Source organism: Pseudomonas sp. SG20052 (assembly GCF_031766055.1).
In the GTDB taxonomy this organism is placed as follows: domain Bacteria; phylum Pseudomonadota; class Gammaproteobacteria; order Pseudomonadales; family Pseudomonadaceae; genus Aquipseudomonas; species Aquipseudomonas mandelii.
In genome coordinates, this window is sequence record NZ_CP134498.1 from 6,258,981 (window position 1) to 6,284,103 (window position 25,123).

Genomic DNA, 25,123 nt, shown 5'->3' on the forward strand with positions numbered 1-25,123 from the left:
AAGTTAGCCGAAAACGACCTGTTCATAGGTATCGCGGCCATTGCGACAAAACGTCCTTGCCGCCACCTCTTGCCCCGATGAGAATCGAATCACGACACCGTTCCCTGAAGAAGGATTGCGTCATGATGTACGCCGATTTGATTGACCAGGAAGACCTGTTGGGCCAGCTCAAGGCGTTAGGATTTGCAGTGCCCCCTGGCGCTAACGCCGAGCAGGCCTGCGAGTGCGCGGTACGGGGTTTGAACAACGAACGGGCAACGGAACTGCGAACCATGGTCAAGCAGATGTACACCAGCAGCGCGACCATTCTGCCGGCCGTGCGCCAGGCGATCGACAAGCAATTGCTGCCGGCGCTGGCGGAGTATCAGCAGAGCCGTAGCGCCTGAGTAGCGCCTCACCATGATCGTTCCCACGCGCTGCGTGGGAATGTAGCCCGGGAAGCTCCGCGTCCCTGCCGAAGCGGACGCAGAGCGTCCATTGAGGCATTCCCACGCAGCGCGTGGGAACGATCAGAGCATTAGAGCCTTACGCTGGCAAACGTCGACTCATTACGCGCCTGACTCAGCGCCGACAACGGCCCGGACAGCGGTGACAGCACCAGTGCTTGCGGCAACGGCATCATCGCCACCTGTTGCGTGGTGTTGGAACCTACGCGTTCGTCACGCGGCGGAATGCCGAAGTATTCGCGGTAGCACTTGGAGAAGTGCGGCGTGGACACGAAGCCGCAGACCGACGCCACTTCGATGATCGACATCGGCGTTTGCTTGAGCAGCTGCCGGGCACGGATCAGGCGCAGTTTGAGGTAGTAACGCGACGGCGAGCAGTGCAGGTATTTCTGGAACAGGCGCTCCAGCTGACGACGGGAAACAGCGACATACACCGCCAGTTCGTCGAGGTCGATCGGCTCTTCCAGGTTAGCTTCCATCAGCGCGACGATTTCCTGCAACTTCGGCTGGTTGGTGCCGAGCATGTGCTTGAGCGGCACGCGCTGGTGATCCTGCTCGTTGCGGATGCGCTCGTAGACGAACATTTCCGAGATCGCGGCCGACAGTTCACGACCGTGATCGCGGCTGATCAGGTGCAGCATCATGTCCAGCGGCGCTGTGCCGCCGGAGCTGGTGAAACGGTTACGGTCGAGGGTGAAAAGGCGTGTGCTCATGGCTACACGGGGGAAAGCTTCCTGCATCGCGGCCAGGCATTCCCAGTGCACGCTGCAATCAAAACCGTCCAGCAGGCCGGCGCACGCCAGGGCCCAGCTGCCGGTGCAGACCGCACCGAGACGGCGGGACTGACGCGCCTGGCTTTGCAGCCACGACACGTGCTCGCGGGTAACGGTGCGCTGGATGCCGATGCCGCCGCAGACAATGATGGTGTCCAGTGGGGGCGCTTTGTGCATGGAGCAGTCGGGGGTGATCTGCAGACCGTCACTGGCCCAGACCTGACCACCGTCGACGGTGAGCGTGGTCCAGCGATACAGCTCGCGGCCGGACAATTGGTTGGCCATGCGCAGGGGTTCTACTGCGGAGGCCAGAGAAATAAGCGTGAAATTGTCCAGCAGCAGAAAGCCGATGGATTGAGGCGCACGGTTCTGGGGTTGAGCCCCGGAGTTGAACGTCGTCATCGCGGTATCTCCTCACACAAAGCGGGTGATGGCCTCAGGCGGAGGCTCTTGTTATTGCCATCGTTCTCGCGTGGGAGACGGGCTTTGTAATGACAGAGCAATTGCCATGCCTAAAGTTGAATGGTCATTCAATAACTCCTGAAAACGACATCGCGGTGTGTCTAAATAAGCCTTGCCGCGAGTGGGGGTTATAAGTGCCATTATCGGCGGGTGGCGCTCTGCCCCGTTGGGCATGAGCAAATCGGTAGCACTTGTGGGAACAGGGCTACGGCGACTTATTGGAGAGTGTCACCACAAGCACAGGTGACAGGCGGTAATGGCCAGGTTGGATCCCTGTCCTGGGTGAAGCCGCTTATCCGTAAGCGACGCGCCAAAACGTGGCGCGTTTTAATTCTGGTGTTCACTTAGCGCGCAGTTTTGACTGGTCTTCTCTCGCAGATGACTTTTCTGTGGCGAGGAAGCTTGCTCCCGCTGGGGCGCGAAGCGGCCCTGAAAACTGCAAACGCGAACTTTCAGATATACCCGGTCGCAGGCTATTCGGCTGCTGCGCAGCCGAGCGGGAGCAAGCTCCCTCGCCACAGATATTCATTTCACCAGAGAGTTAAGCGTTATCAGCACTCAACCGCGCTCACCGCCAACCCTCCCCGCGAAGTCTCTTTGTATTTGTCATGCATATCGGCGCCGGTATCACGCATGGTGCGGATCACCCGATCCAGCGAGATAAAGTGCTGACCATCCCCGCGCAGCGCCATCTGCGCCGCGTTGATGGCTTTCACCGCGGCAATCGCATTGCGCTCGATGCACGGCACTTGAACCAGCCCGCCCACCGGGTCGCAGGTCAGGCCGAGGTTGTGTTCCAGGCCGATTTCCGCCGCGTTGCACAACTGCTCCGGGGTCGCGCCAAGGATCTCCGCCAACCCGGCCGCAGCCATCGCGCAGGCTGAACCGACTTCGCCCTGACAACCGACCTCGGCCCCGGATATCGAAGCGTTCTTCTTGCACAGAATTCCCACCGCCGCAGCACTGAGGAAATAGTCGACCACGTTGGCGTCCGTCACCGCCTCGCTGAACTTCATAAAGTAGTGCAACACCGCCGGAATGATTCCCGCCGCACCGTTAGTCGGTGCCGTCACCATGCGCCCACCGGCAGCGTTCTCTTCGTTGACCGCCAAGGCGAACAGATTGACCCATTCCATGGCGCTCAAGGTCGAGCCGATGACGTTGGGTTTGCCCAGCTCTTGCAGGCTGCGATGCAACTTGGCCGCACGACGGCGCACATTCAGGCCGCCAGGCAAGATGCCCTCGTGCTTGAGGCCCTGATCGACGCAATCCTGCATGGCGCGCCAGAGCTTCATCAGACCGCTGCGAATCTCTTCCTCGCTGCGCCAGACCTTCTCGTTAGCCATCATCAATTCGGCGACGCGCAGGTTGTGCTTCTGGCACAGGCTGAGCAGTTCGACAGCGCTGGAGAAATCGTAGGGCAACACGGTGCGATCCAGATCGACCACGCCGCTGGAAGCCTGCGCTTCATCCACGACAAAACCACCGCCGATGGAATAGTAGGTGTCGCGATGCAACTCACCGTGTTCGCCTTCGACGATCAGGGTCATGGCGTTGGGGTGGAACGGCAGGTTTTCGTCGATCAGGCGCATGTCGCGGGCCCAGATAAACGGCACCGACAAGCGACCGTCGAGCAACAGCGTGTGGGTCTCGCGCAAGGTTTCAATACGGATGCCGATTTGCGACGGATCAATCGCGTCCGGCCACTCGCCCATCAGGCCCATGATCACAGCGTTGTCGCTGCCGTGACCGATGCCGGTGGCCGATAACGAACCATAAAGCTGAACTTCAACGCGCCGCACTTGTTCCAAAAGACCCTGCTCACGCAAACCTTGCACGAACAGCGCGGCGGCCCGCATAGGTCCCACGGTGTGCGAACTGGAAGGGCCGATACCGATTTTGAACAGGTCGAAAACACTGATAGCCATTACTGCCGAACTCCTGGATGTGCCAACTCCAGACGCAAAAGCGCCCAGTGACGGAGCTGCTACGCTCAAGCTGCAATCCGCCGAGATTGGCCGCATCATCAGGCTTTTTCCGTGTCGTTCGACGTCTCACACCGACGCACTCATGCTCACTAACGCCGCAGGCGTTTTACGCTGCGTTTTCGCCGTTTTTTTGCGGATCAGGGAGGCAAAGGAGGCTGAAAAAAGCTGTAAACGACGTCACCGACACTGGATGCGACCATCCCTGTACTGGTTACGACGCACCCTGTAGGCGTCAGATTTTCACTGGTACATGATCGTATCGACTCGATTGCAAGGCGCCGTGGTAGAGCTGTCTCCAAAACGCCATCCAACCGCAACCTATAAGTGCGGTGGTCCAGTCGGAACACTGCCAAAAAAAACACCAAGGAGTCCATCCATGAAAGGTTCCCCGTCGTTGTTGTTGGCCGCCATGCTGAGTCTGCCGTTACTGGCTCAAGCTGCAGAACCCGCTCAGTGCAGCACCGTAAACTTCTCCGATGTCGGCTGGACTGACATTACCGTCACCACCGCCACTACCAGCGTCGTTCTCGATGCCCTGGGCTACAAGACCAAAACCACGATGATTTCCGTTCCGGTGACCTACAAGTCCCTGGCCGACGGCAAGAACATGGACGTGTTCCTGGGCAACTGGATGCCGACCATGGAAAACGACATCAAGGCTTACCGTGATGCCGGTACCGTGGAGACCCTGCGCGCCAACCTCGAGAACGCAAAATACACCCTCGCCGTGCCCGAAGAGTTGTATAACAAGGGTCTGAAAGATTTTGCCGACATCGCCAAGTTCAAGAAAGAACTCGACGGCAAGATCTACGGCATCGAACCGGGCAACGACGGCAACCGCCTGATTCAGAGCATGATCGACAAGAACGCCTTCGGCCTGAAAGACGCCGGCTTCAAGGTGGTCGAGTCCAGCGAGGCAGGCATGCTCTCGCAAGTCGATCGCGCCCAGCGCCGCAACACCGCCGTGGTGTTCCTGGGCTGGGAACCGCACCCGATGAACACGCGTTTCAAGATGAAGTACCTGACCGGCGGCGACGACTTCTTCGGCCCGAACTTCGGTCAGGCGACCATCTTCACCAACACCCGCAAGGGCTACGCGCAGGAATGCAGCAACGTCGGTCAGTTGCTGAAAAACCTGGTGTTCACCCTCGACATGGAAAGCACGCTGATGGGCAACGTCCTGGACGACAAAATGAAGCCTGACGCGGCCGCCAAGGCCTGGCTGAAAAAGAATCCACAGGTGCTCGATACCTGGCTCGCTGGCGTAACCACCATTGACGGTAAACCTGGCCTGGAAGCCGTGAAAGCCAAGCTCGCGCAGCCTTGATTTAGGAAGCATCGCTTACGCCGGGCGGGTTCGCTCGCCCGGGCTGTTTATTTCCTTGCATGCGGACGTTCACTACCATGCTGATTGATCAGAAAATACCTCTAGGCCAGTACATCGCGGGCTTCGTTGAATGGTTGACGCAACACGGCGCCAACACCTTCGACGCCATCGCCGTGTCACTGGAAACGATGATCCACGGCGTGACTTTCGCGCTGACCTGGTTCAACCCGCTGGCATTGATCGGCCTCATTGCACTACTGGCTCACTTCGTTCAACGAAAGTGGGGGCTGACCGTTTTCGTCATTGCCTCCTTTCTGCTGATCCTCAACCTGGGGTACTGGCAGGAAACCATGGAAACCCTCGCCCAGGTGCTCTTCGCGACCCTGGTCTGCGTGGTCATCGGCGTACCGTTGGGTATCGTCGCCGCGCACAAACCGATGTTCTACACACTGATGCGGCCGGTGCTCGATCTGATGCAGACCGTACCGACGTTTGTGTACCTCATTCCTACCCTGACCCTCTTCGGGCTGGGCGTGGTCCCGGGTCTGATCTCCACGGTAGTGTTCGCGATTGCCGCGCCTATCCGCCTGACCTACCTGGGCATCCGTGATGTTCCCGCAGAACTGATGGACGCCGGCAAAGCCTTCGGCTGCTCGCGCCGCCAGTTACTCGCACGCATCGAACTGCCTTACGCCATGCCAAGCATCGCGGCCGGTATCACCCAGTGCATCATGCTGTCATTGTCGATGGTGGTGATTGCGGCTCTGGTGGGCGCCGACGGCTTGGGCAAACCTGTGGTCAACGCACTGAACACTGCTGATATCGCCCTGGGCTTCGAAGCCGGCCTGGCGATCGTACTGCTGGCGATCATGCTCGACCGTATCTGCAAACAACCCGACGCTAAAGCAGGGGGTGACGCATGAGCATTATTCGCTTCGAAGACGTCGACGTAATCTTCTCCAAAGATCCACGCGAGGCGCTCAAGCTCCTCGACCAAGGCATGACCCGCGACCAGATCCTGAAAAAAACCGGGCAGATCGTCGGCGTTGAAAAAGCCAGCCTGGACGTGGAAAAAGGCGAAATCTGCGTGCTGATGGGCCTGTCGGGCTCCGGCAAATCCAGCCTGCTGCGTTGCATCAACGGCCTCAACACCGTGAGCCGTGGCAAGTTGTTCGTCGAGCACGAAGGCAAGCAGATCGATATCGCTTCCTGTACCCCGGCAGAACTGAAAATGATGCGCACCAAACGCATCGCGATGGTGTTCCAGAAATTCGCCCTGATGCCGTGGCTGACGGTGCGCGAGAACATCAGTTTCGGTCTGGAAATGCAGGGTCGCCCGGAGAAAGAACGCCGCAAACTGGTGGACGACAAGCTTGAGCTGGTGGGCCTGACCCAGTGGCGCAACAAGAAGCCTGACGAACTCTCCGGCGGTATGCAGCAACGCGTGGGCCTGGCCCGTGCGCTGGCGATGGATGCGGACATTCTGCTGATGGACGAACCGTTCTCGGCGCTCGACCCGCTGATCCGCCAAGGCCTGCAGGACGAATTGCTGGAACTGCAAAGCAAGCTGAGCAAAACCATTGTGTTCGTGAGCCACGACCTCGATGAAGCCCTGAAGCTCGGCAGCCGTATCGCAATCATGAAAGACGGCCGAATCATCCAGTACAGCGTGCCGGAAGAGATCGTGCTCAACCCGGCGGACGACTACGTGCGGACCTTCGTCGCGCACACCAACCCGCTGAACGTGCTGTGCGGTCGCAGCCTGATGCGCACCCTGGACAACTGCAAACGCATCAACGGTTCGGTGTGCCTCGATCCGGGCGGCGATTCATGGCTGGACCTGGCCGAAGGCAACACCATCAAAGGCGCCCGCCAGAACGGCGCGAGCCTGGATCTGCAGAACTGGATTCCAGGGCAAGCGGTTGAAGGCCTGGGTCGTCGGCCAACGCTGGTGGACTCGAACATCGGCATGCGCGATGCGCTGCAGATTCGTTATCAGACCGGCAACAAACTGGTGCTGCACGACAACAACAAAGTGGTCGGGATTCTGGGCGACAGCGAGCTGTATCACGCACTGCTCGGCAAGAACCTGGGTTAAGGCAACAGACACAAAAACGCCGCGAGAGGATCGCGGCGTTTTTGTTAGTGCAGATATTTGGCTTGGAATGCTGATAACTGTGGCGAGGGAGCTTGCTCCCGCGGGGTTGCGTAGCAACCCCAAAACCAGACACCACGGTCATTCAGAAAGACCGCGTTATCGTTAAATGCGACTGCTACGCAGTCGAGCGGGAGCAAGCTCCCTCGCCACAATGGATCTGCGGTGCAGCAACTTGCACCGCATGACCTCAAGTTTCAGCTATAGACACGGCCAAGGAGCTGCCGATGGCTTTCGAACTGATCGAGCACGTCACGGGTGATCTGATCCTGAGTGAAGCCCATCAAGTCGTAATCCTGGCTGCCGTTGTGCAGGTAAACCTCGGCGCGGTAATAGCGCGCACGCGGTTCGTCAGCGCTTTCGGCCGACACCGTTTCACTCGCCGCCGCCAGATAGCCATCCAGGCTCACTTCGTAGACAAAAGGGTTGCCCTCTTCCATCTCGATGCGCACACCCATGCAGCGCTTGGACTTGCCCAGCAACGTTTGCACGTCCAGACCCTGGGTACGCAATTGCACGGCCGCATCTTCCAGCGCCGGGCTGACTTGCTTGTCCATGAAACGCTGAACGATCGACTGATTCGGTTGCAGGTCCAGCTGCGTCAAACGCTCGCTGAAACCACGGCGACCGCGTGCTGCGAGCTCCGCTTGCTCCTGTTCGATCTGCACGTCCTGGCGCATCGCCTTGTGCAGGCCAAACATGAAGAACACCAGCACCACCGAGAACGGCAGACCGGCCAACACCACCATGGTTTGCATCGCTTCGAAGTTACCGGCGAACAGCAGGCCGATGGTCACCAGGGTGATCACCGCCGACCAGAAGATCCGCAACCAGTGCGGCGCATCTTCATCGACGTTGCCGCCCTTGCAGGAAAGGTTGGCCATCATCACCGCGCCAGAATCCGCCGGGGTCAGGAACAGCACGAAACCGACGAAGATCGACACGCCGATCACAATCTTCGATGCCGGGTAATGCTCAAGCAATTGGTAGATCGCCATCGACGGCTGTTCGAGCGCCGTCTTTCCGAGCTCCACCGCCCCATGGTTCATCACCAGGTCCAGGGCCGAGTTACCGAAGATCGACAGCCACGCCAGGGTGAACCCCAGCGGGATCAGCAGCACGCCGGCCACCAGTTCACGCACCGTGCGACCACGGGAAATACGCGCGATGAACATGCCGACGAATGGGGCCCAGGAAATCCACCAGGCCCAGTAGAACAGGGTCCACAAGCCCAGCCAGCGGTCGGACTTCTCACTGTCGCCTTCGTAGACGTAGAGGTCGAAAGTCTTCAGGACCACGCCGTTCAGGTAGTCGCCGACGTTCTGCACGAAGCCGTTCAACAGGTGCAAGGTCGGGCCGAACAGCAGCACGAAAATCAGCAGACCGCTGAACAGTACGATGTTCAGGTTCGACAGACGGCGAATGCCGTTTTCCACACCCGACACAGCCGCGATGGTCGCCACGGTGCTCATCACGATGATCACGATCAGCAGGTTGGTGTTGCTGTGTTCCATGCCGAACAGGTTTTCAAGGCCCGACGACACTTGCAGCGAACCAATCCCCAGGTTCGTCACCAGCCCCAGCAGGGTTACGAACATGCCGAAACCATCCACCGCATGGCCGGCCGCGCCTTTGACCCAACGCTCGCCCACCAGCGGATACAACGCCGAACGCAACGCCAGCGGCTGGTTATGACGGTAGGCAAAGTACGCCACGGCCAGGCCGACCAAGGCGTAGATCGCCCAGCCATGCAGGCCCCAATGCAGGAATGTCAGCTGCACAGCCTGACGGGCGGCCATGTTGCTGGCAGCCACGCCTTCCGGCGGGTTGAAGTAATGGTCCAGCGGCTCGGAAGCACCGAAGTACAGCAGCGAAATGCCGATACCCGACGAGAACAGCATCCCCGCCCACGCGCCGTAGCTGAAGTCCGGGGTGTCGTCCTTGCTGCCCAGCTTGAGCTTGCCGTAGGACGAAAACGCCAGGCCGACGACAAATACCAGGTAGGCGGCGATCACCACCATGTAGTACCAGCCGAAGCTGCGGGACAACCAGGCCTGGGCGATGCCGAGCAATCTGCCGGCCTCTTGCGGGGCGATGATCAGAATGGCGGTCAACAACAGAATCAGCGCGGTAGAGGTGTAGAACACCCAACCGTTGACCGTCACCTTCTCGGGCGGGGTCTTTATTAGAGAGGCAGAACTCATGGCACAGATGCTCCAGGCAGTGCGAGAGAAGAACACAAGGCAACGCGGTACCCGACCAATCGGTTAGTTGGCAGCCGACCGACGGGTGATATAAAGACACCCCGAAAAAAGCCCGAAGCCCGGAACGCCAGTGCGTAGGGGTTTCGAGCCGTTTTGGATGTCGGTTTATCGTCATTTACACGTAGGAAAAATCTGTAAGCAGCGACGAATTGTCGCAGATCTTATTCTTTGTTGATTGAACGTTCAATCAAAACAAAATAGACTGGCCCTCAATCCGATAGACGTTTTACGTCCGCCGGAAGGCCTAAGGAGATGTGCAAGATGCCCAAGGTCGGTATGCAACCCATCCGCCGCCAGCAATTGATCGAAGCCACATTGCAGGCGGTTGATCAGGTCGGAATGGGGGACGCCAGCATTGCGCTGATCGCCCGTTTGGCCGGTGTCTCGAATGGCATCATCAGTCACTATTTTCAGGACAAGAACGGCCTGATTGCTGCCACGGCGCAGTATCTGATGAGTGTCCTGAGCGAGAACGTCACCGCGCGCCGTCAGGCGCTGGAGGACAGCAGCCCGCGGGCGCACCTCCAGGTGATCATCGAAGGCAACTTCGACGCCAGCCAGGTCAATGGCCCGGCAATGAAAACCTGGCTGGCCTTCTGGGCCACCAGCATGCACCACCCGTCTTTGCACAGGTTGCAGCGGATCAACGATCACCGCCTGTATTCCAACCTGTGCTGCCAGTTCCGCCGTGTATTGCCGCTCGATGACGCGCGCAGTGCAGCCCGGGGCCTGGCAGCCCTCATTGACGGTTTGTGGTTGCGCGGCGCGCTGTCGGGAGATGCTTTCGACACCGAGCAGGCGCACCGGATCGCTTACGAATACATGGACTTTCAACTGGCCAAGCAGGTGAGTTAGAGCACACATAAATCGCTCAACCCCTGAACTGCTGCTGATCGGTGTTGCCACAACCCTATGGCTTCACTCCAGTGGCCTACGCCAACCACTTATGCACTTGCGAGGACACTATGGCCCGTTTCGAACTGCAAAAACTTTACATCGATGGCGGTTACTCCGACGCCAGCAGCGACGCCACCTTCGAAGCCATCAACCCGGCTAACGGTGAAGTCCTCGCAACCGTACAGCGTGCGACAAAGGAAGACGTTGAGCGCGCCGTCGTCAGCGCCGAAAAGGGCCAGAAAATCTGGGCCGCAATGACCGCCATGGAGCGTTCGCGCATCCTGCGTCGTGCCGTTGACATCCTGCGCGAGCGCAACGATGAGCTGGCCGCCCTGGAAACCCTGGACACCGGCAAGTCGTTCTCCGAAACCAAGTATGTCGACATCGTCACCGGTGCTGACGTGCTGGAGTACTACGCAGGCCTGGTGCCCGCCATCGAAGGCGAGCAGATCCCGCTGCGTACCACGTCGTTCGTCTACACCCGTCGCGAGCCGCTGGGTGTCGTCGCCGGTATCGGCGCGTGGAACTACCCGATCCAGATCGCCCTGTGGAAATCCGCGCCAGCCCTGGCGGCCGGTAACGCGATGATCTTCAAGCCAAGCGAAGTCACTTCCCTGACCACGCTGAAACTGGCCGAGATCTACACCGAGGCAGGCCTGCCAGCCGGCGTGTTCAACGTGTTGACCGGCAGCGGCCGTGAAGTCGGCACCTGGTTGACCGAGCACCCACGCATCGAAAAAATCTCCTTCACCGGCGGCACCGACACCGGTAAGAAGGTCATGGCCAGCGCTTCCGCTTCGTCGCTGAAAGACGTGACCATGGAACTGGGCGGCAAATCCCCGCTGATCATCTTCGACGACGCCGACCTCGATCGCGCCGCCGACACCGCGATGATGGCCAACTTCTACAGTTCCGGTCAGGTCTGCACCAACGGCACTCGCGTGTTCGTGCCGACTCACCTGAAAGCCGCTTTCGAAGCCAAGATCGCTGAGCGCGTTGCGCGCATCCGCATCGGCAACCCGGAAGACGAGGACACCAACTTCGGCCCGCTGGTCAGCTTCGCCCACATGGAAAGCGTGCTGGGTTACATCGCCAAAGGTAAGGAAGAAGGTGCTCGCGTGCTGTGCGGCGGCAATCGTCTGACCGAAGGCGACTTCGCCAAAGGCGCGTTCGTGGCCCCGACCGTGTTCACCGACTGCACCGACGAGATGACCATCGTTCGCGAAGAAATCTTCGGCCCGGTGATGGCGATCCTGACCTACGACACCGAAGAAGAAGTGATCCGTCGTGCCAACGACACCGACTTCGGCCTGGCCGCCGGCATCGTCACCAAGGATCTGAACCGCGCTCACCGCGTGATTCATCAACTGGAAGCCGGTATCTGCTGGATCAACGCCTGGGGCGAGTCCGACGCGAAGATGCCGGTCGGCGGCTACAAGCAGTCCGGTGTTGGTCGTGAAAACGGGATCAGCTCTCTCAATAACTTCACGCGCATCAAGTCCGTGCAAGTCGAACTGGGTGAGTACGTTTCGGTATTTTGATTAGCTGATCCAGCGACAAGCGGCAAGCTTCAAACTGCAAGTAAAAGCAGTTTGGTTTGCCGCTCCATCTCAACACCGCTCGCTGCTCTCTTGCAGCTTGAAGCTTGAAGCTTGAAACTCCCGGAGGGCCTATGTCCCAAGAATTCGATTACATCATCATCGGTGCCGGCTCGGCCGGTAACACCCTGGCGACCCGTCTGACTGAAGACGAAGGCGTCACCGTCCTGCTGCTCGAAGCAGGCGGCCCGGACTACCGTCTGGACTTCCGCACGCAAATGCCGGCCGCCCTGGCGTTCCCGCTGCAAGGCCGTCGCTACAACTGGGCCTACGAAACCGATCCAGAGCCACACATGGACGGTCGCAAGATGGAATGCGGTCGCGGCAAGGGCCTCGGCGGTTCCTCGCTGATCAACGGCATGTGCTACATCCGCGGCAACGCGATGGACTACGACAACTGGGCCAAGCTTCCAGGTCTTGAAGACTGGGACTACCTGAACTGCCTGCCGTACTTCCGCAAGGCTGAAACCCGCGACATCGGCCCGAACGACTACCACGGTGGCGACGGTCCGGTCAGCGTGACCACGCCGAAAGCCGGCAACAACCCGCTGTTCCACGCGATGGTTGAAGCAGGCGTACAGGCCGGTTACCCGCGCACCGAAGATCTCAACGGTTACCAGCAAGAAGGCTTCGGCCCGATGGACCGCACCGTGACGCCGAACGGCCGCCGCGCCAGCACCGCTCGCGGTTACCTGGACATCGCCAAGAAGCGTTCGACCCTGACCATCGTCACCCACGCCCTGACCGACAAGATCCTGTTCGAAGGCAAGCGTGCCGTTGGCGTGCGTTACTTGATCGGTGCCGCTGAAGAGCGCGTTGAAGCCCGTGCCCGCAAAGAAGTGCTGCTGTGCTCCGGCGCCATCGCGTCGCCGCAGATTCTGCAACGCTCCGGCGTCGGCCCGGCTGAACTGCTGAACAAGCTCGACATCCCGGTGGTCCATGACCTGCCCGGCGTCGGCGAAAACCTGCAGGATCACCTCGAGTTGTACCTGCAATACGCCTGCACCCAACCGGTCTCGCTGTACCCGTCGCTGCTCTGGTACAACCAGCCGGCCATCGGCGCCGAATGGCTGTTCAACGGCACCGGCATCGGCGCCAGCAACCAGTTCGAAGCGGGCGGTTTCATCCGTACCCGCGAAGAATTCGATTGGCCGAACATCCAGTACCACTTCCTGCCGGTCGCGATTAACTACAACGGCAGCAACGGTGTGAAAGAGCACGGTTTCCAGGCGCACATGGGTTCCATGCGTTCGCCGAGTCGTGGTCGCATCCAGGCCAAGTCCAAGGATCCGCGCGAGTACCCGAGCATCCTGTTCAACTACATGGCCACCGAGCAGGACTGGCAGGAATTCCGCGACGGCATTCGCCTGACCCGTGAAATCATGCAACAGCCCGCACTGGACGCTTTCCGTGGTCGCGAAATCAGCCCGGGCATCGACGTGCAAACCGATGAGCAGCTCGACAAGTTCATCCGCGAACACGCCGAAACCGCGTTCCATCCTTCCTGCTCGTGCAAGATGGGCACCGACGAGATGGCCGTGGTCGATGGCGAAGGTCGAGTGCATGGTCTGCAAGCCCTGCGTGTGGTCGATGCCTCGATCATGCCGATCATCACCACCGGCAACCTGAACGCACCAACGATCATGATCGCCGAGAAAATCGCCGACAAGATCCGTGGTCGCCAGCCGTTGCCACGCAGCAAAGCCGATTACTACGTGGCCGGCGATGCGCCGGTGCGTGGCAAGCCGTTGCGGGAAGTGAGCCTTACCGCTCAGTAAGACTTAATACCGAGGTGCGCCCTTCGCGGGCAAGTCGAATCGTCGCACCGCTCGCTCCTACAAGGGAACGCGATTACTTGTAGGAGCGAGGCTTGCCCGCGAAGGCGCCCGACCAAGCAACACATCTCTAACTGACACATACCGGTAATCCCTTCCTACACCGCTCCACCCTTGATCCTACCCCCCGCCCAGGCCTAATCTAGCGCCACGCAAACGTTTCACCCCCCTTCGCAACACCGCTGCACCGCCACTCCAGACCAAGGAGGTTCCCGAATGTTCGATTTCCACCCCCAGCTCAAGCAGCGCTTCGCTGCCTTGCGCACGGGCGCTGAATTCTTTTCGCTGCGTTATGTACGCGAGTCCGGCCAGTACCTGTCGGTGCGCAAGAATGTCGCCGAACCTCCGAGCCTGAGCCGTGACGAAGGCGCGATGCTGACCGTGCGTGTCAACGGCGTCGAAGCCTACGCCGCGACCAACGACCTGTCGCAACAAGGCCTGCAAGCCGCACTGGAGAAGGCCGAGCAACAAGCGCGCCGACTCAAGCCCCACGCCCTGCTCGACCTGAGCGCACAGGTGGTCTCCAGCGACCGCGCCGACTACTTTTCGCCGAACCTCGACCAGCCCTTCCCTTCCCTGAGCGATTGTTACCAACTGCTCGGCGCCGAATCCGCATCCGTGCCCAAGGACGAGCGACTGGTGAACTGGGAAGTGAGCATCGGCATCACCCATGTCGAACAGATCTACCTCAGCAACGCCGGTGCCGAACTGCGCCAGGCCCAGCGGTTCGTCTACCCGAGCCTGGAAGTCACGGCCTACGACGGCAACGACAGCCAGACCCGAACCCTGGGCCGCGAGAACTTCGGTCAACAGGGCGGTTTTGATGTGATCAGCCGCTGCGGCCTGGTCGGCGCCGGTCCGAAAATCGCCGATCAGGCGCTGCAATTGCTGCTGGCGCCGAACACCCCGAAAGGCCCGCGTGACCTGCTGCTGATGCCGGACCAGATGATGCTGCAAATCCACGAATCGATTGGCCACCCATTGGAACTGGACCGCATCCTCGGTGACGAGCGCAATTACGCCGGCACCAGTTTCGTCAAGGCAGACGACTTCGGCAGCCTGCAGTACGGCTCGAAACTGCTGAACGTGACCTTCGACCCGGAGATTCCCGAACAGCTCGCCAGCTATGGCCATGACGACGACGGCACTGCTGCCAGCAAACAATTCCTGATTAAAGAAGGCTTGCTGCTGCGCCCATTGGGCGGCGCGCTGTCGCAGTTTCGCGCGGGCATGGATGGCGTGGCCAACAGCCGCGCCTGCAGCTGGAACCGTCCGCCGATCGATCGCATGGCCAACCTGAACATCGAGGCAGGCGATCAACCGCTGGAGCAGATGATCGGCAACATCGAGCACGGCATCTTGATGAGCACCAACCGGTCCTGGTCCATCGACGATGCCCGCAACAAATTCCAGTTCGGCTGTGAATGGGGCCAACTGATCGAAAACGGCGAACTCAAAGGCGTAGTCAAGAACCCGAACTACCGGGCGATTTCCGCGCAGTTCTGGAAAAACCTCAGCGCCGTTGGCGATGCCAACTCCGTCAAGGTCCTGGGCACGCCGAACTGCGGCAAGGGCGAACCGAACCAGGTGATCCGCGTCGGCCATGCCTCGCCGGCCTGTGTGTTCAGCAACGTTGATGTGTTTGGGGGGGATGCCTGATGAGTACTTCAAAAAGTCAGGCCGATGCGTTCAAGGCCTTGGTCAATTGGCTGCGTGATGCGATTCGCGAGCCGGAACAGTTCACTCTAAGTTACGCCGCCGAATCCTCGGCCTTCGTGCGCTTCAACCACGCCAAGGTGCGTCAGGCCGGCCAGGTGCAGCAGGCGAGCGTCGGTTTCAAGCTGATCAACGAGGGTCGGCATGCTGACCTCAACATCACGCTGGCCGGCGATCAGGAAGTCGACCTTCAGCGCCTGGCCGAAGGTCTGCAACAGTTGCGCGAAACCTTGCCGCTGCTGCCGCAGGATCCCTACCTGCTGCTCAACCACAACAGTTGGCAGAGCAAGAACGTGCAGGAGCATCCGCTGCCGGACACCGAGCAGGTCGTGGCCGAAATCACCCAGGCCGCCGAGGGGCTGGATCTGGTCGGCTTCTACGCCGCCGGCCCGATCAGTCGTGGTTTCGCCAGTTCTTCGGGGGCGCTTGGCTGGCATCAGGCCAACAGCTTCAACTTTGATTTCAGTCTGGTCCATGAAAACGGCCAAGCGGTGAAAGCCAGTTACGCCGGGCACGACTGGAACAGCGAAGGTTTTGCCAAGCGCTTTGCGCAGGCGCGTGAGCAGTTGGCATTCCTCGGCAGACCGCAACGCACCCTGGCGCCCGGTCAGTACCGCGCCTATCTGGCACCGGCAGCCTTGGGAGAAATAATGGACATGCTGGGCTGGGGCGGTTTCTCGGCACAGTCGATTGCCACCAAAAGCAGCCCGTTGCAGAAGCTGTATGCGGGCGACAGTGCGTTCAGCCCATTGGTGTCGGTTGATGAAAAGGTCAGCGGTTCGTTGAGCCCGGCGTTCTCGGGCGAAGGTTATCCGCGCAGCGATCTTGGCTTGATCGTCGAAGGCAAGGCGGGCGCGCAGATGGTCAGTTCACGCAGTGCCGCCGAATACGGCCTGACCGCCAATGGCGCCAGCGGCGGTGAAATGCCGAGTGCTGTGAACATGGCCGCCGGTACGCTGCCCGATGCAGAGATTCTCAAGCAACTGGGCACCGGTCTGTACATCAGCAACCTCTGGTACCTGAACTACTCGGACCAACCGGCGGCACGCCTGACCGGCATGACGCGATTCGCGACGTTCTGGGTCGAGAACGGCGAGATTCAGGCGCCGGTGAGCACCATGCGCTTTGATGACAGTGCTTACAGCCTGCTTGGTTCCCAACTGGAAGCGTTGACCGAGGAGCGTGAGCTTATGTTGTCGGCCAGCACCTACAGCCAGCGGGCCACAGCCTCGGCGTTGTTGCCGGGGGCGCTGATCAGCAAGCTGACCTTGACCCTCTGACACCGATCGTGCCCACGCTCTGCGTGGGAATGCCTCAATGGACGCTCCGCGTCCGCTTCGGCAGGGACGCGGACCGTCCCGGACTGCATTCCCACGCGGAGCGTGGGAACGATCATTAACTCCGACTCACACGAGGTCCCATGCCCAACCGCCCGCCTCTCGACGCTGTCACCGCCCGCTGGGTGCCGTGGGTCGTCGCCATCGCCTTCTTCATGCAGTCCCTCGACGGGACCATCCTCAACACCGCCCTGCCCGCCATGGCCCGGGATCTGGCCGAAGATCCGCTGCGCATGCAGGGCGTGATCATTGCCTACATGCTCACCGTCGCGCTGCTGATCCCCGCCTCAGGCTGGATCGCCGACCGCTTCGGCACCAAGAAAATCTTCTTCGGCGCAATCCTGCTGTTCAGCCTCGGCTCATTGCTCTGCGCCTTGTCGAGCACCCTGAGCATGCTGATCGGTGCCCGAGTGATACAAGGCCTGGGCGGTGCGTTGATGCTACCGGTCGGGCGACTGGTGGTGCTGCGCGCCTATCCGCGCTCGGAGCTGGTGCGGATCATGGGCTTCATCACCATCCCCGGCCTGCTCGGCCCGTTGATCGGCCCGACCATGGGCGGCTGGATGGTCGAATACCTGACCTGGCACTGGATCTTCCTGATCAACCTGCCGGTGGGCGCCATCGGCTGCTACGCCGTGTGGAAGTTCATTCCCGACCTGCGCGGCACTGAACGCACGCGTTTCGACAGCCTGGGCTTTTTGCTGTTCGGCGCGGCGATGATTCTGATCACCATCGCCATGGAAGGCCTCGGTGAACTGCACCTGCCGCACTTGCGGGTGATGTTGCTACTGTTCGGCGGCATGGCGTGTCTGGCGGCGTATTGGCTGCGCGCCGGGCGCATCGATAATCCGCTGTTCGCGCCGTCGCTGTTCAAGACCCGGACGTTTGCCGTGGGCATCCTCGGCAACCTGTTCGCCCGCCTGGGCAGCGGCGCCCTGCCGTTCCTCGTGCCGCTGCTGCTGCAAGTGGCGCTGGGTTATTCGCCGTCACAAGCCGGGATGAGCATGTTGCCGTTGGCCGCTGCGGCGATGGTCGCCAAATCGGTGGCGCGTCCGCTGATTGAGCGCCTGGGCTATCGCATCGTGCTCACCGGCAACACCCTGGCGCTGGGGCTGATGCTGGCGAGCATGGGCCTGGTCAGCGAGCAGACGCCGTACTGGCTGCTGCTGGGGATGCTGGCAATTCTCGGCGCGATCAACTCCTTGCAGTTCACCGCGATGAACACCGTGACCCTGATCGACCTCGACGACGCCAGCGCCAGCAGCGGCAACAGCCTGCTGTCGGTGGTCGCGCAATTGTCCCTGAGCCTTGGCGTTGCCTGTGCCGGCGCGTTGCTCGGCGGCTTTACGGCAGAGATCGGCAACGATGGCGTGGACACGGTGCTGGGTGCGTTCCAGCTGACGTTTGTGACGGTCGGAATCATGGCGATGCTGGCCGCGACGATCTTCTCCCAGCTCTCAAAGGAAGACGGACGGCGCGTCAGAAGCCCGGAAGAACACATAGAGCCTTAGTTTCCAGACGATAAGTGCCTGCGCTCGGCGACTTCTCGTCTGGAAACTACGGGCGAATGGCCATGGGACTGATACACTGCGCGACATTTTGTTTTGCAGGCCAGTCCCGTGACCACCATTGCCACCGCTTTTAATACTTTGCCGCTATCCGCCGCCATGCTGGCTAACCTCGACTCTTTGGGTTATGCCGAGATGACGCCGATCCAGGCGCAAAGCTTGCCGGTGATCCTCAAGGGGATGGACCTGATCGCCCAGGCCAAGACCGGTAGCGGCAAGACCGCCGCCTTCGGTGTCGGCCTGCTGAACCCGATCAATCCGCGCTTCTTCGGTTGCCAGGCGCTGGTCATCTGCCCGACTCGCGAGTTGGCCGACCAGGTCGCCAAGGAAATCCGTCGCCTGGCCCGCGCCGAAGACAACATCAAGGTCCTGACCCTATGCGGCGGCGTGGCTTTCGGCCCGCAGATCGGCTCGCTGGAGCACGGTGCGCACATCATCGTCGGCACTCCTGGTCGGATTCAGCAGCACCTGCGCAAGGGTTCGCTGATTCTCCATGGCCTGAACACGCTGATCCTCGATGAAGCCGACCGCATGCTCGACATGGGTTTCTACGATTCCATCGAAGAAATCATCGCCCAGAGCCCTGAACGTCGCCAGACCCTGCTGTTCTCCGCCACCTATCCGACGGGCATCAAGCAATTGGCGGCGAAATTCATGCGTAACCCGCAGATCGTGAAGGCCGAAGCGTTCCACGACGACACGCAGATTGAGCAGCGCTTCTACGAAATCTCCCCGGAAGAGCGCATGGACGCGGTGGTCAAAGTCCTCGCGCATCACCGTCCGGCGTCCTGCGTCGCCTTCTGCTTCACCAAGCAGCAGGTTCAGGAAACCGTCGATCACCTGACCTCCAAAGGCATTTCCGCCGTCGGCCTGCACGGCGATCTGGAACAGCGTGACCGTGACCAGGTGCTGGCCATGTTCGCCAACCGCAGTACTTCGGTACTGGTCGCCACCGACGTTGCCGCGCGCGGCCTGGACATCGATGCGCTGGACATGGTGATCAACGTCGAGCTGGCCCGTGACTCGGAAATCCACATTCACCGTGTCGGCCGTACCGGTCGTGCTGGCGAGAAAGGCATTGCGATCAGCCTGGTCGCGCCGTCCGAAGCGCACCGCGCCCAGGCCATCGAGCTCCTGCAGAAGTCGCCGTTGAGCTGGGATCAGCTGGACAACCTCAAATCCCAGGGCGGCGCACCGCTGCTTCCGGTGATGAGCACACTGGTCATCGGCGCAGGCCGTAAAGACAAAGTGCGTCCGGGCGACATTCTGGGTGCACTGACGGGCGATGCCGGTATTCCGGGCGCTCAGGTCGGCAAGATCGCGATTTTCGACTTCCAGGCATATGTGGCTGTTGAACGCGGGATCGCCAAGCAAGCCTTGCAGCGCCTGAACGACGGCAAGATCAAAGGCCGTTCGTTGCGCGTTCGTATCCTCTAAGAACGCCGCAACTCCCCCTGCCTGATCGTTCCCACGCTCCGCGTGGGAATTCATCCCGTGACGCTCCGCGTCACAGAGCGGACGCAGAGCGTCCATGGCGGCATTCCCACGCAGAGCGTGGGAACGATCAATATAAGCTCCTGTGTGAGGACACCGTTTTGCGCTCTACCGAAGTCGTGATCATTGGCGCTGGCGCCGCAGGGTTGATGTGTGCGCTGACCGCCGCCGGACGTGGGCGCAAGGTGATGTTGCTCGACCATGCGAACAAGGCCGGCAAGAAAATCCTGATGTCGGGCGGTGGCCGCTGCAATTTCACCAACATGTACACCGAACCGGGCAATTTCCTCTCGCAAAACGAACACTTCTGCAAATCCGCACTGGCGCGCTACACCCAGTGGGATTTCATCGGCATGGTCGCCAAGCACGGCGTGCCGTATCACGAGAAGAAACTCGGCCAACTGTTCTGCGATAACAAATCCAGCGACATCCTTGAGATGCTGCTCACCGAATGCGATCAGGTCGGCGTCAGCCTGCACCTGGACACCTCGATCCAGACCATCGAGAAGCTCGAAAGCGGTTACTTGCTCGACACGACGCTCGGTCAACTGACCTGTGAATCCCTGGTCATCGCCACGGGTGGTCTGTCGATTCCGACCCTGGGCGCCACCGGTTTCGGTTATCAGGTCGCCAAGCAGTTCGGTCACGACCTGCTACCGACCCGTGCCGGCCTGGTGCCGTTCACCATCACCGATCAGCTCAAGGAACTGTGCACCGAGCTGTCCGGTACATCGGTGGATTGCCTGGTGAGCTGCAACGACCAGAGCTTTCGCGAGAACATCCTGTTCACCCATCGCGGCCTCAGTGGCCCGGCGATTTTGCAGATTTCCTCGTTCTGGGAATCCGGCGACACGGTCGAGATCAACTTGATGCCGGACCACGACGTGCCGAGCTGGCTGCAACAGCAGCAAGCCGAACGCCCGAACAGCGAGTTGAAAACCCTGCTCGGTGAAATCTTCACCAAGAAGATGGCCAACTTGCTGGCGGACAACTGGTTCGTCTCCAAACCGATGAAGCAATACACCCACGCGGAAATCGCCGACATCGCCGAAAAACTGGCGAGCTGGAAAGTGGTTCCTGCCGGCACCGAGGGCTATCGCACTGCGGAAGTGACTTTGGGCGGTGTCGACACTCATGAAGTGTCATCCAAGACCATGGAATCGCTGAAAAGCCCTGGCCTGTATTTCATCGGTGAAGTGCTCGACGTCACCGGACACCTGGGCGGCTTCAACTTCCAATGGGCCTGGGCCTCGGGTTATGCCGCCGCGCAGTACGTCTGATACACCGCGTCATCGTTTTTCGCGGGCAAGTCGGATCGCGAAGGCGTCCGAACAGACAACACTGAACAATCAAGGAACAGATTTTGCTGTCAGATGTGATCGGCGCCATTGCGTCGACGTCATTACTGGCTCAATTTAGCGGCATTGCCTCGGAAGGCCTTCGCACTTCATGTCATCGACCTCATTTCGTCAGTCGCTGCGCCGTCTCTGGGCGCTGGATAAATTCAGCTACAGCGTGCGGGTGTTCATCGCCCTGACCGGCAGCATGGCCGTCTGTTGGTATCAGGATGAAATGGGGCTGCTGATCCCTTTGTTCCTGGGGATCATCGCCAGCGCCCTGGCCGAGACCGACGACAGTTGGCAGGGCCGCCTCAACGCGCTGGCCGTGACGCTGGTGTGCTTCAGCGTCGCCGCCCTCTCCGTCGAATTGCTGTTCCCCTACCCCATCGTTTTTGTCATCGCCCTGGCCCTCGCCAGTTTCGGCCTGACCATGCTCGGCGCCCTCGGCGAACGCTATGGCGCGATTGCCTCGGCGACGTTGATTCTGTCGGTCTACACCATGATCGGCGTGGATCAGCGCGGCGGCGCGGTCACCGATTTCTGGCACGAACCGGTGCTGCTGGTGGCCGGCGCCGCCTGGTACGGCTTGCTCTCGGTGCTGTGGCAGGCGATGTTTTCCAACCAGCCGGTGCAGCAGAGCCTGGCTCGGTTGTTCCGTGAACTGGGTTTTTACTTGAAGCTGAAATCGTCGCTGTTCGAGCCGATTCGGCAGATGGACGTGGAAGCACGCCGACTGGAACTGGCGCAGCAAAACGGTCGAGTTGTCGCGGCACTCAACGCTGCCAAGGAAATTATCCTGCACCGGGTCGGCAATGGACGACCGGGTTCGAAAGTCAGCCGCTACCTCAAGCTGTACTTCCTCGCTCAGGACATCCACGAGCGCGCCAGTTCTTCGCACTACCCTTACAACGCGCTGGCCGAGGCGTTCTTTCACAGCGACGTGCTGTTCCGTTGCCAGCGTCTGCTACGCCAGCAAGGCAAAGCCTGCCGGGCGCTGGCGGAATCGATCCAGATGCGCCAGCCGTTCATCTATGACGCCAGCTTCGCCGAAGCGTTGAGCGACCTGCACGCCTCCATCGAACACTTGCGCATCCAGAGCAACCCGGCCTGGCGCGGTCTGTTGCGCTCTTTGCGGGCATTGGCCGCCAACCTCGGCACCCTCGACCGTTTGCTCAGCGACGCCAGCAACCCCGACGCCCTGGCCGACGCCACCGACAGCAGCCTGCTCGACCGCTCGCCGCGCAACCTCAAGGATGTATGGATTCGCTTGCGCACGCAGCTGACGCCGACCTCGCTGCTGTTCCGCCATGCACTGCGCCTGCCCCTGGCCTTGAGCATCGGCTACGGCATGGTGCACTTGATTCACCCCTCGCAAGGTTACTGGATCATCCTCACCACGCTGTTTGTCTGCCAGCCAAACTACGGCGCCACTCGACGCAAACTGGGCCAACGGATCATCGGCACCGCGATTGGCCTGACGGTGGCCTGGGCGCTGTTCGATCTGTTCCCCAATCCGCTGGTCCAGTCGTGCTTCGCGATCGCAGCCGGAGTGGTGTTCTTTATCAACCGAACCACGCGCTACACGTTGGCGACCGCCGCGATTACCTTGATGGTGCTGTTCTGCTTCAATCAGGTCGGTGATGGTTACGGGCTGTTCCTGCCGCGGCTGTTCGACACCTTGCTCGGCAGCTTGATCGCCGGGCTTGCGGTGTTCCTGTTCCTGCCGGACTGGCAGGGCCGACGCCTGAACAAAGTGCTGGCCAATACCCTGACCTGCAACAGCATTTACCTGCGCCAGATCATGCAGCAATACGCCGCCGGCAAAAGCGACGACCTGGCCTATCGCCTGGCCCGGCGCAATGCGCACAACGCTGATGCGGCATTGTCGACGACGCTGGCCAACATGCTCATGGAGCCAGGGCATTTCCGTAAGGAAGCGGATGTCGGGTTTCGCTTCCTGGTGCTGTCGCACACGTTGCTCAGCTACTTGTCGGGATTGGGTGCGCACCGTGAAACCCAGTTACCGACGGATGTTCGCGAGCATTTGATCGACGGCGCGGGCGTGAGCCTGGCGGCCAGCATCGACGAGATCGCCCAAGGGTTGGCGAGCAAACAGCCAATTGCGATTCAGAGCGATGCCGAAGAGGCGCTGGCCAATGAGTTGGAGCAAATGCCGGATGAGATCGATGAAGGGCAGCGGCTGGTACAGACGCAGTTGGCGTTGATCTGCCGGCAGTTGGGGCCGTTGCGGACGTTGGCGGCGCATCTGATCAAGGACACCAGTGAAGCCTGAGATCTGTAGTGACTGGGCGAGCCCCATTGCGAGCAGGCTCGCTCCCACAGATTCGGTGCAAATCCTGTGGGAGCGAGCCTGCTCGCGATAGGGCCATCAGCCACACCGAGGCTTACATCCCATGCTGCTTCATCAACCGCTCATAACTGCCATCAGCCTTCATCTCCGCAATCTCGCGATCGAAACCGGCGACGATCTGTTCATGCTGCGGATTTTTCAGGCTGACCAATATGTGCAAGCTGTTCTCGCTCAATGCCTTGGGCAGGAACTCCACGGCATTACGCACCTTGGATGATTCCCGAGCCAGGTAATAACGGGCGACGTATTCGTCTTCCAGCGTCAACTTGACCCGGTCTGCCGCGACCATGCGCACGGCCATGGCGAAGTTATGCACGGGGACTTTCTGCAACGACACGTCCTCATCGAATTCCGGTGAATAGGCATAACCGCGCACCACTGCAATCGGGTAAGTGTGCAATTGCTGCAAGTTGTTGTATTCGATGGGCGCGTCTTTACGCTTGAGAAAACGCACGCGGTTGAGCAGGTATTCGCCGGAAAACTGGCCCAGCTTGGTGCGCTCGTCGGTGTACCAGGCGTTGACCAGCACGTCGTAACGGCCTTCACCGACGCCGAGCAACGCTCGCGCCCAGGGCACCTGCTCGAAATCACTGGCGTAACCGGCCCGTGCCAGCGCAGTGCTGACAATGTCAGTGGCCAAGCCACCGTTGACCAGCGTGGCGTCGGTAAACGGTGGCCAGGCGTCGGCGACCAGACGCAGCTTCTCCGCTGCCGCGCTCTGTGTCAGCAACAGCAGCACGATCAAAGCAAACGCTCGATGCAATCGCGGCATGCTAGAAAATCCTTAGCGGGCGGGCTGCCCGACGCATTTTTCTGCCAAAACTCCAAGACACATGTATCAGCACCCAAGTACTCAACATTAGCTCATTGAAGCCACTGCACTGCGCTCAATCGCAGATTACACAAAGAAGACAGTGCCGCGAGAAATGAATGATGGCATTTTGGCCTTCGTCACAGATTGCTCCGTCATAAAGACATATATCGCCGGGACGCTTAGTATCCGAAGGACGTTGCTCAAGGAAAGTGAAGATGACAATCGATTGGGTCTGCAAACACCACAGCGATCTGGGGAAAGAGCAGCTGTACGCCATTCTCCAGTTGCGCGCAGAAGTGTTCGTCGTCGAACAGAAATGCGCTTATCAGGATGTCGATGGCCAGGATCTGGAAGGGGACACCTGCCATTTGATGGCGTGGGACGGGGATCGGCTGGTGGCCTATCTGCGCTTGCTCGACCCGGAAACGCAGGGCGGCGACGTAGTGATCGGGCGGGTGATTATTGCGCCTGGCGCCCGTGGCACCGGGCTGGGGCACGAGTTGATGGCCCAGGCGTTGAAGCAGGCCGCGAAACGCTGGCCCGAGGTGCCGATCTATCTTTCGGCCCAGGCGCATTTGCAGGGGTATTACGGGCGGTACGGGTTTGTGGTGTCGGGTGAGGAGTTTCTGGAGGATGACATTCCGCATATCGGGATGCGTCGCCCCTGAGTGGCTCTTCGCGGGCAAGCCCCGCTCCTACAGGGATTTCACCGCACCTGCAGGAGCGAGGCTTGCCCGC

Annotated in this window: 18 protein-coding genes; 14 read left to right on the forward strand and 4 right to left on the reverse strand. The window is 60.3% G+C overall.

Going from position 1 to position 25,123, the window contains the following annotated elements; genetic code table 11:
• The first annotated feature begins 122 nt into the window (after nt 1-122).
• Nucleotides 123-386 (forward strand): hypothetical protein, encoded by a 264-nt coding sequence (locus tag RHP74_RS28805; RefSeq protein ID WP_109635469.1) that lies wholly within the window; start codon nt 123-125, stop codon nt 384-386.
• Between the two features lie 131 nt (nt 387-517).
• Here the strand turns inward: RHP74_RS28805 and RHP74_RS28810 are convergent, their stop codons facing one another.
• A complete protein-coding gene (locus RHP74_RS28810; protein ID WP_010466992.1) occupies nt 518-1,621 on the reverse strand; it encodes a GlxA family transcriptional regulator in 1,104 nt (367 codons plus the stop codon).
• A 611-nt stretch (nt 1,622-2,232) separates the two neighbouring features.
• Nucleotides 2,233-3,609 (reverse strand): L-serine ammonia-lyase, encoded by a 1,377-nt coding sequence (locus tag RHP74_RS28815; RefSeq protein ID WP_010466990.1) that lies wholly within the window; start codon nt 3,607-3,609, stop codon nt 2,233-2,235.
• 436 nt (nt 3,610-4,045) lie between these two features.
• Between RHP74_RS28815 and RHP74_RS28820 the strand changes: the two genes are divergently transcribed.
• The 3 genes from RHP74_RS28820 to choV all read left to right on the forward strand — a co-directional run bounded on the left by RHP74_RS28820 (nt 4,046) and on the right by choV (nt 7,094).
• Nucleotides 4,046-4,996 carry a choline ABC transporter substrate-binding protein gene (locus RHP74_RS28820; RefSeq protein ID WP_010466989.1) on the forward strand — a complete coding sequence of 317 codons (951 nt, stop codon included), beginning with the start codon at nt 4,046-4,048 and terminating at the stop codon, nt 4,994-4,996.
• 77 nt (nt 4,997-5,073) lie between these two features.
• A complete protein-coding gene (gene choW, locus RHP74_RS28825; protein ID WP_311096799.1) occupies nt 5,074-5,919 on the forward strand; it encodes a choline ABC transporter permease subunit in 846 nt (281 codons plus the stop codon).
• Nucleotides 5,916-7,094 (forward strand): choline ABC transporter ATP-binding protein, encoded by a 1,179-nt coding sequence (gene choV, locus RHP74_RS28830; protein ID WP_010466986.1) that lies wholly within the window; start codon nt 5,916-5,918, stop codon nt 7,092-7,094. Before choW ends, choV begins: the two co-directional genes overlap by 4 nt.
• Nucleotides 7,095-7,348: 254 nt before the next feature.
• On the opposite strand, the gene RHP74_RS28835 is transcribed toward choV, so the two are convergent.
• Nucleotides 7,349-9,298 (reverse strand): BCCT family transporter, encoded by a 1,950-nt coding sequence (locus RHP74_RS28835; RefSeq protein ID WP_311100599.1) that lies wholly within the window; start codon nt 9,296-9,298, stop codon nt 7,349-7,351.
• A 378-nt stretch (nt 9,299-9,676) separates the two neighbouring features.
• Between RHP74_RS28835 and betI the strand changes: the two genes are divergently transcribed.
• The 9 genes from betI to yccS all read left to right on the forward strand — a co-directional run bounded on the left by betI (nt 9,677) and on the right by yccS (nt 23,493).
• A complete protein-coding gene (gene betI / locus RHP74_RS28840; RefSeq protein WP_010466984.1) occupies nt 9,677-10,270 on the forward strand; it encodes a transcriptional regulator BetI in 594 nt (197 codons plus the stop codon).
• A 110-nt stretch (nt 10,271-10,380) separates the two neighbouring features.
• Nucleotides 10,381-11,853 (forward strand): betaine-aldehyde dehydrogenase, encoded by a 1,473-nt coding sequence (betB, locus tag RHP74_RS28845; protein ID WP_311096800.1) that lies wholly within the window; start codon nt 10,381-10,383, stop codon nt 11,851-11,853.
• Nucleotides 11,854-11,984: 131 nt separating this feature from the next.
• The gene (gene betA / locus RHP74_RS28850) at nt 11,985-13,688 is read left to right on the forward strand and encodes a choline dehydrogenase (RefSeq protein WP_077747261.1); all 1,704 of its coding nucleotides are present in this window, start codon (nt 11,985-11,987) and stop codon (nt 13,686-13,688) included.
• 273 nt (nt 13,689-13,961) lie between these two features.
• Nucleotides 13,962-15,404: a TldD/PmbA family protein gene (locus RHP74_RS28855; protein WP_311096801.1), complete on the forward strand. Its 1,443-nt coding sequence runs from the start codon at nt 13,962-13,964 to the stop codon at nt 15,402-15,404.
• On the forward strand, nt 15,404-16,741 hold the full coding sequence (locus tag RHP74_RS28860; protein WP_083375595.1) for a TldD/PmbA family protein: 1,338 nt from the start codon (nt 15,404-15,406) through the stop codon (nt 16,739-16,741). Before RHP74_RS28855 ends, RHP74_RS28860 begins: the two co-directional genes overlap by 1 nt.
• 140 nt (nt 16,742-16,881) lie before the next feature.
• On the forward strand, nt 16,882-18,309 hold the full coding sequence (gene mdtD / locus RHP74_RS28865; protein WP_154912926.1) for a multidrug transporter subunit MdtD: 1,428 nt from the start codon (nt 16,882-16,884) through the stop codon (nt 18,307-18,309).
• A 156-nt stretch (nt 18,310-18,465) separates the two neighbouring features.
• The gene (gene dbpA, locus RHP74_RS28870; protein ID WP_229801809.1) at nt 18,466-19,803 is read left to right on the forward strand and encodes an ATP-dependent RNA helicase DbpA; all 1,338 of its coding nucleotides are present in this window, start codon (nt 18,466-18,468) and stop codon (nt 19,801-19,803) included.
• 158 nt (nt 19,804-19,961) lie between these two features.
• The gene (locus RHP74_RS28875; protein ID WP_077747258.1) at nt 19,962-21,140 is read left to right on the forward strand and encodes an NAD(P)/FAD-dependent oxidoreductase; all 1,179 of its coding nucleotides are present in this window, start codon (nt 19,962-19,964) and stop codon (nt 21,138-21,140) included.
• Between the two features lie 169 nt (nt 21,141-21,309).
• Nucleotides 21,310-23,493, forward strand: a complete 2,184-nt coding sequence (yccS, locus tag RHP74_RS28880) for a YccS family putative transporter (RefSeq protein ID WP_102593726.1) — start codon at nt 21,310-21,312, stop codon at nt 23,491-23,493.
• Nucleotides 23,494-23,605: 112 nt separating this feature from the next.
• Here yccS and RHP74_RS28885 read toward each other — a convergent pair whose 3' ends face one another.
• Nucleotides 23,606-24,343: an ABC transporter substrate-binding protein gene (locus tag RHP74_RS28885; protein WP_010466971.1), complete on the reverse strand. Its 738-nt coding sequence runs from the start codon at nt 24,341-24,343 to the stop codon at nt 23,606-23,608.
• A gap of 257 nt (nt 24,344-24,600) precedes the next feature.
• Between RHP74_RS28885 and RHP74_RS28890 the strand changes: the two genes are divergently transcribed.
• The gene (locus tag RHP74_RS28890) at nt 24,601-25,053 is read left to right on the forward strand and encodes a GNAT family N-acetyltransferase (protein ID WP_010466969.1); all 453 of its coding nucleotides are present in this window, start codon (nt 24,601-24,603) and stop codon (nt 25,051-25,053) included.
• The last annotated feature ends 70 nt before the right edge of the window (nt 25,054-25,123 follow it).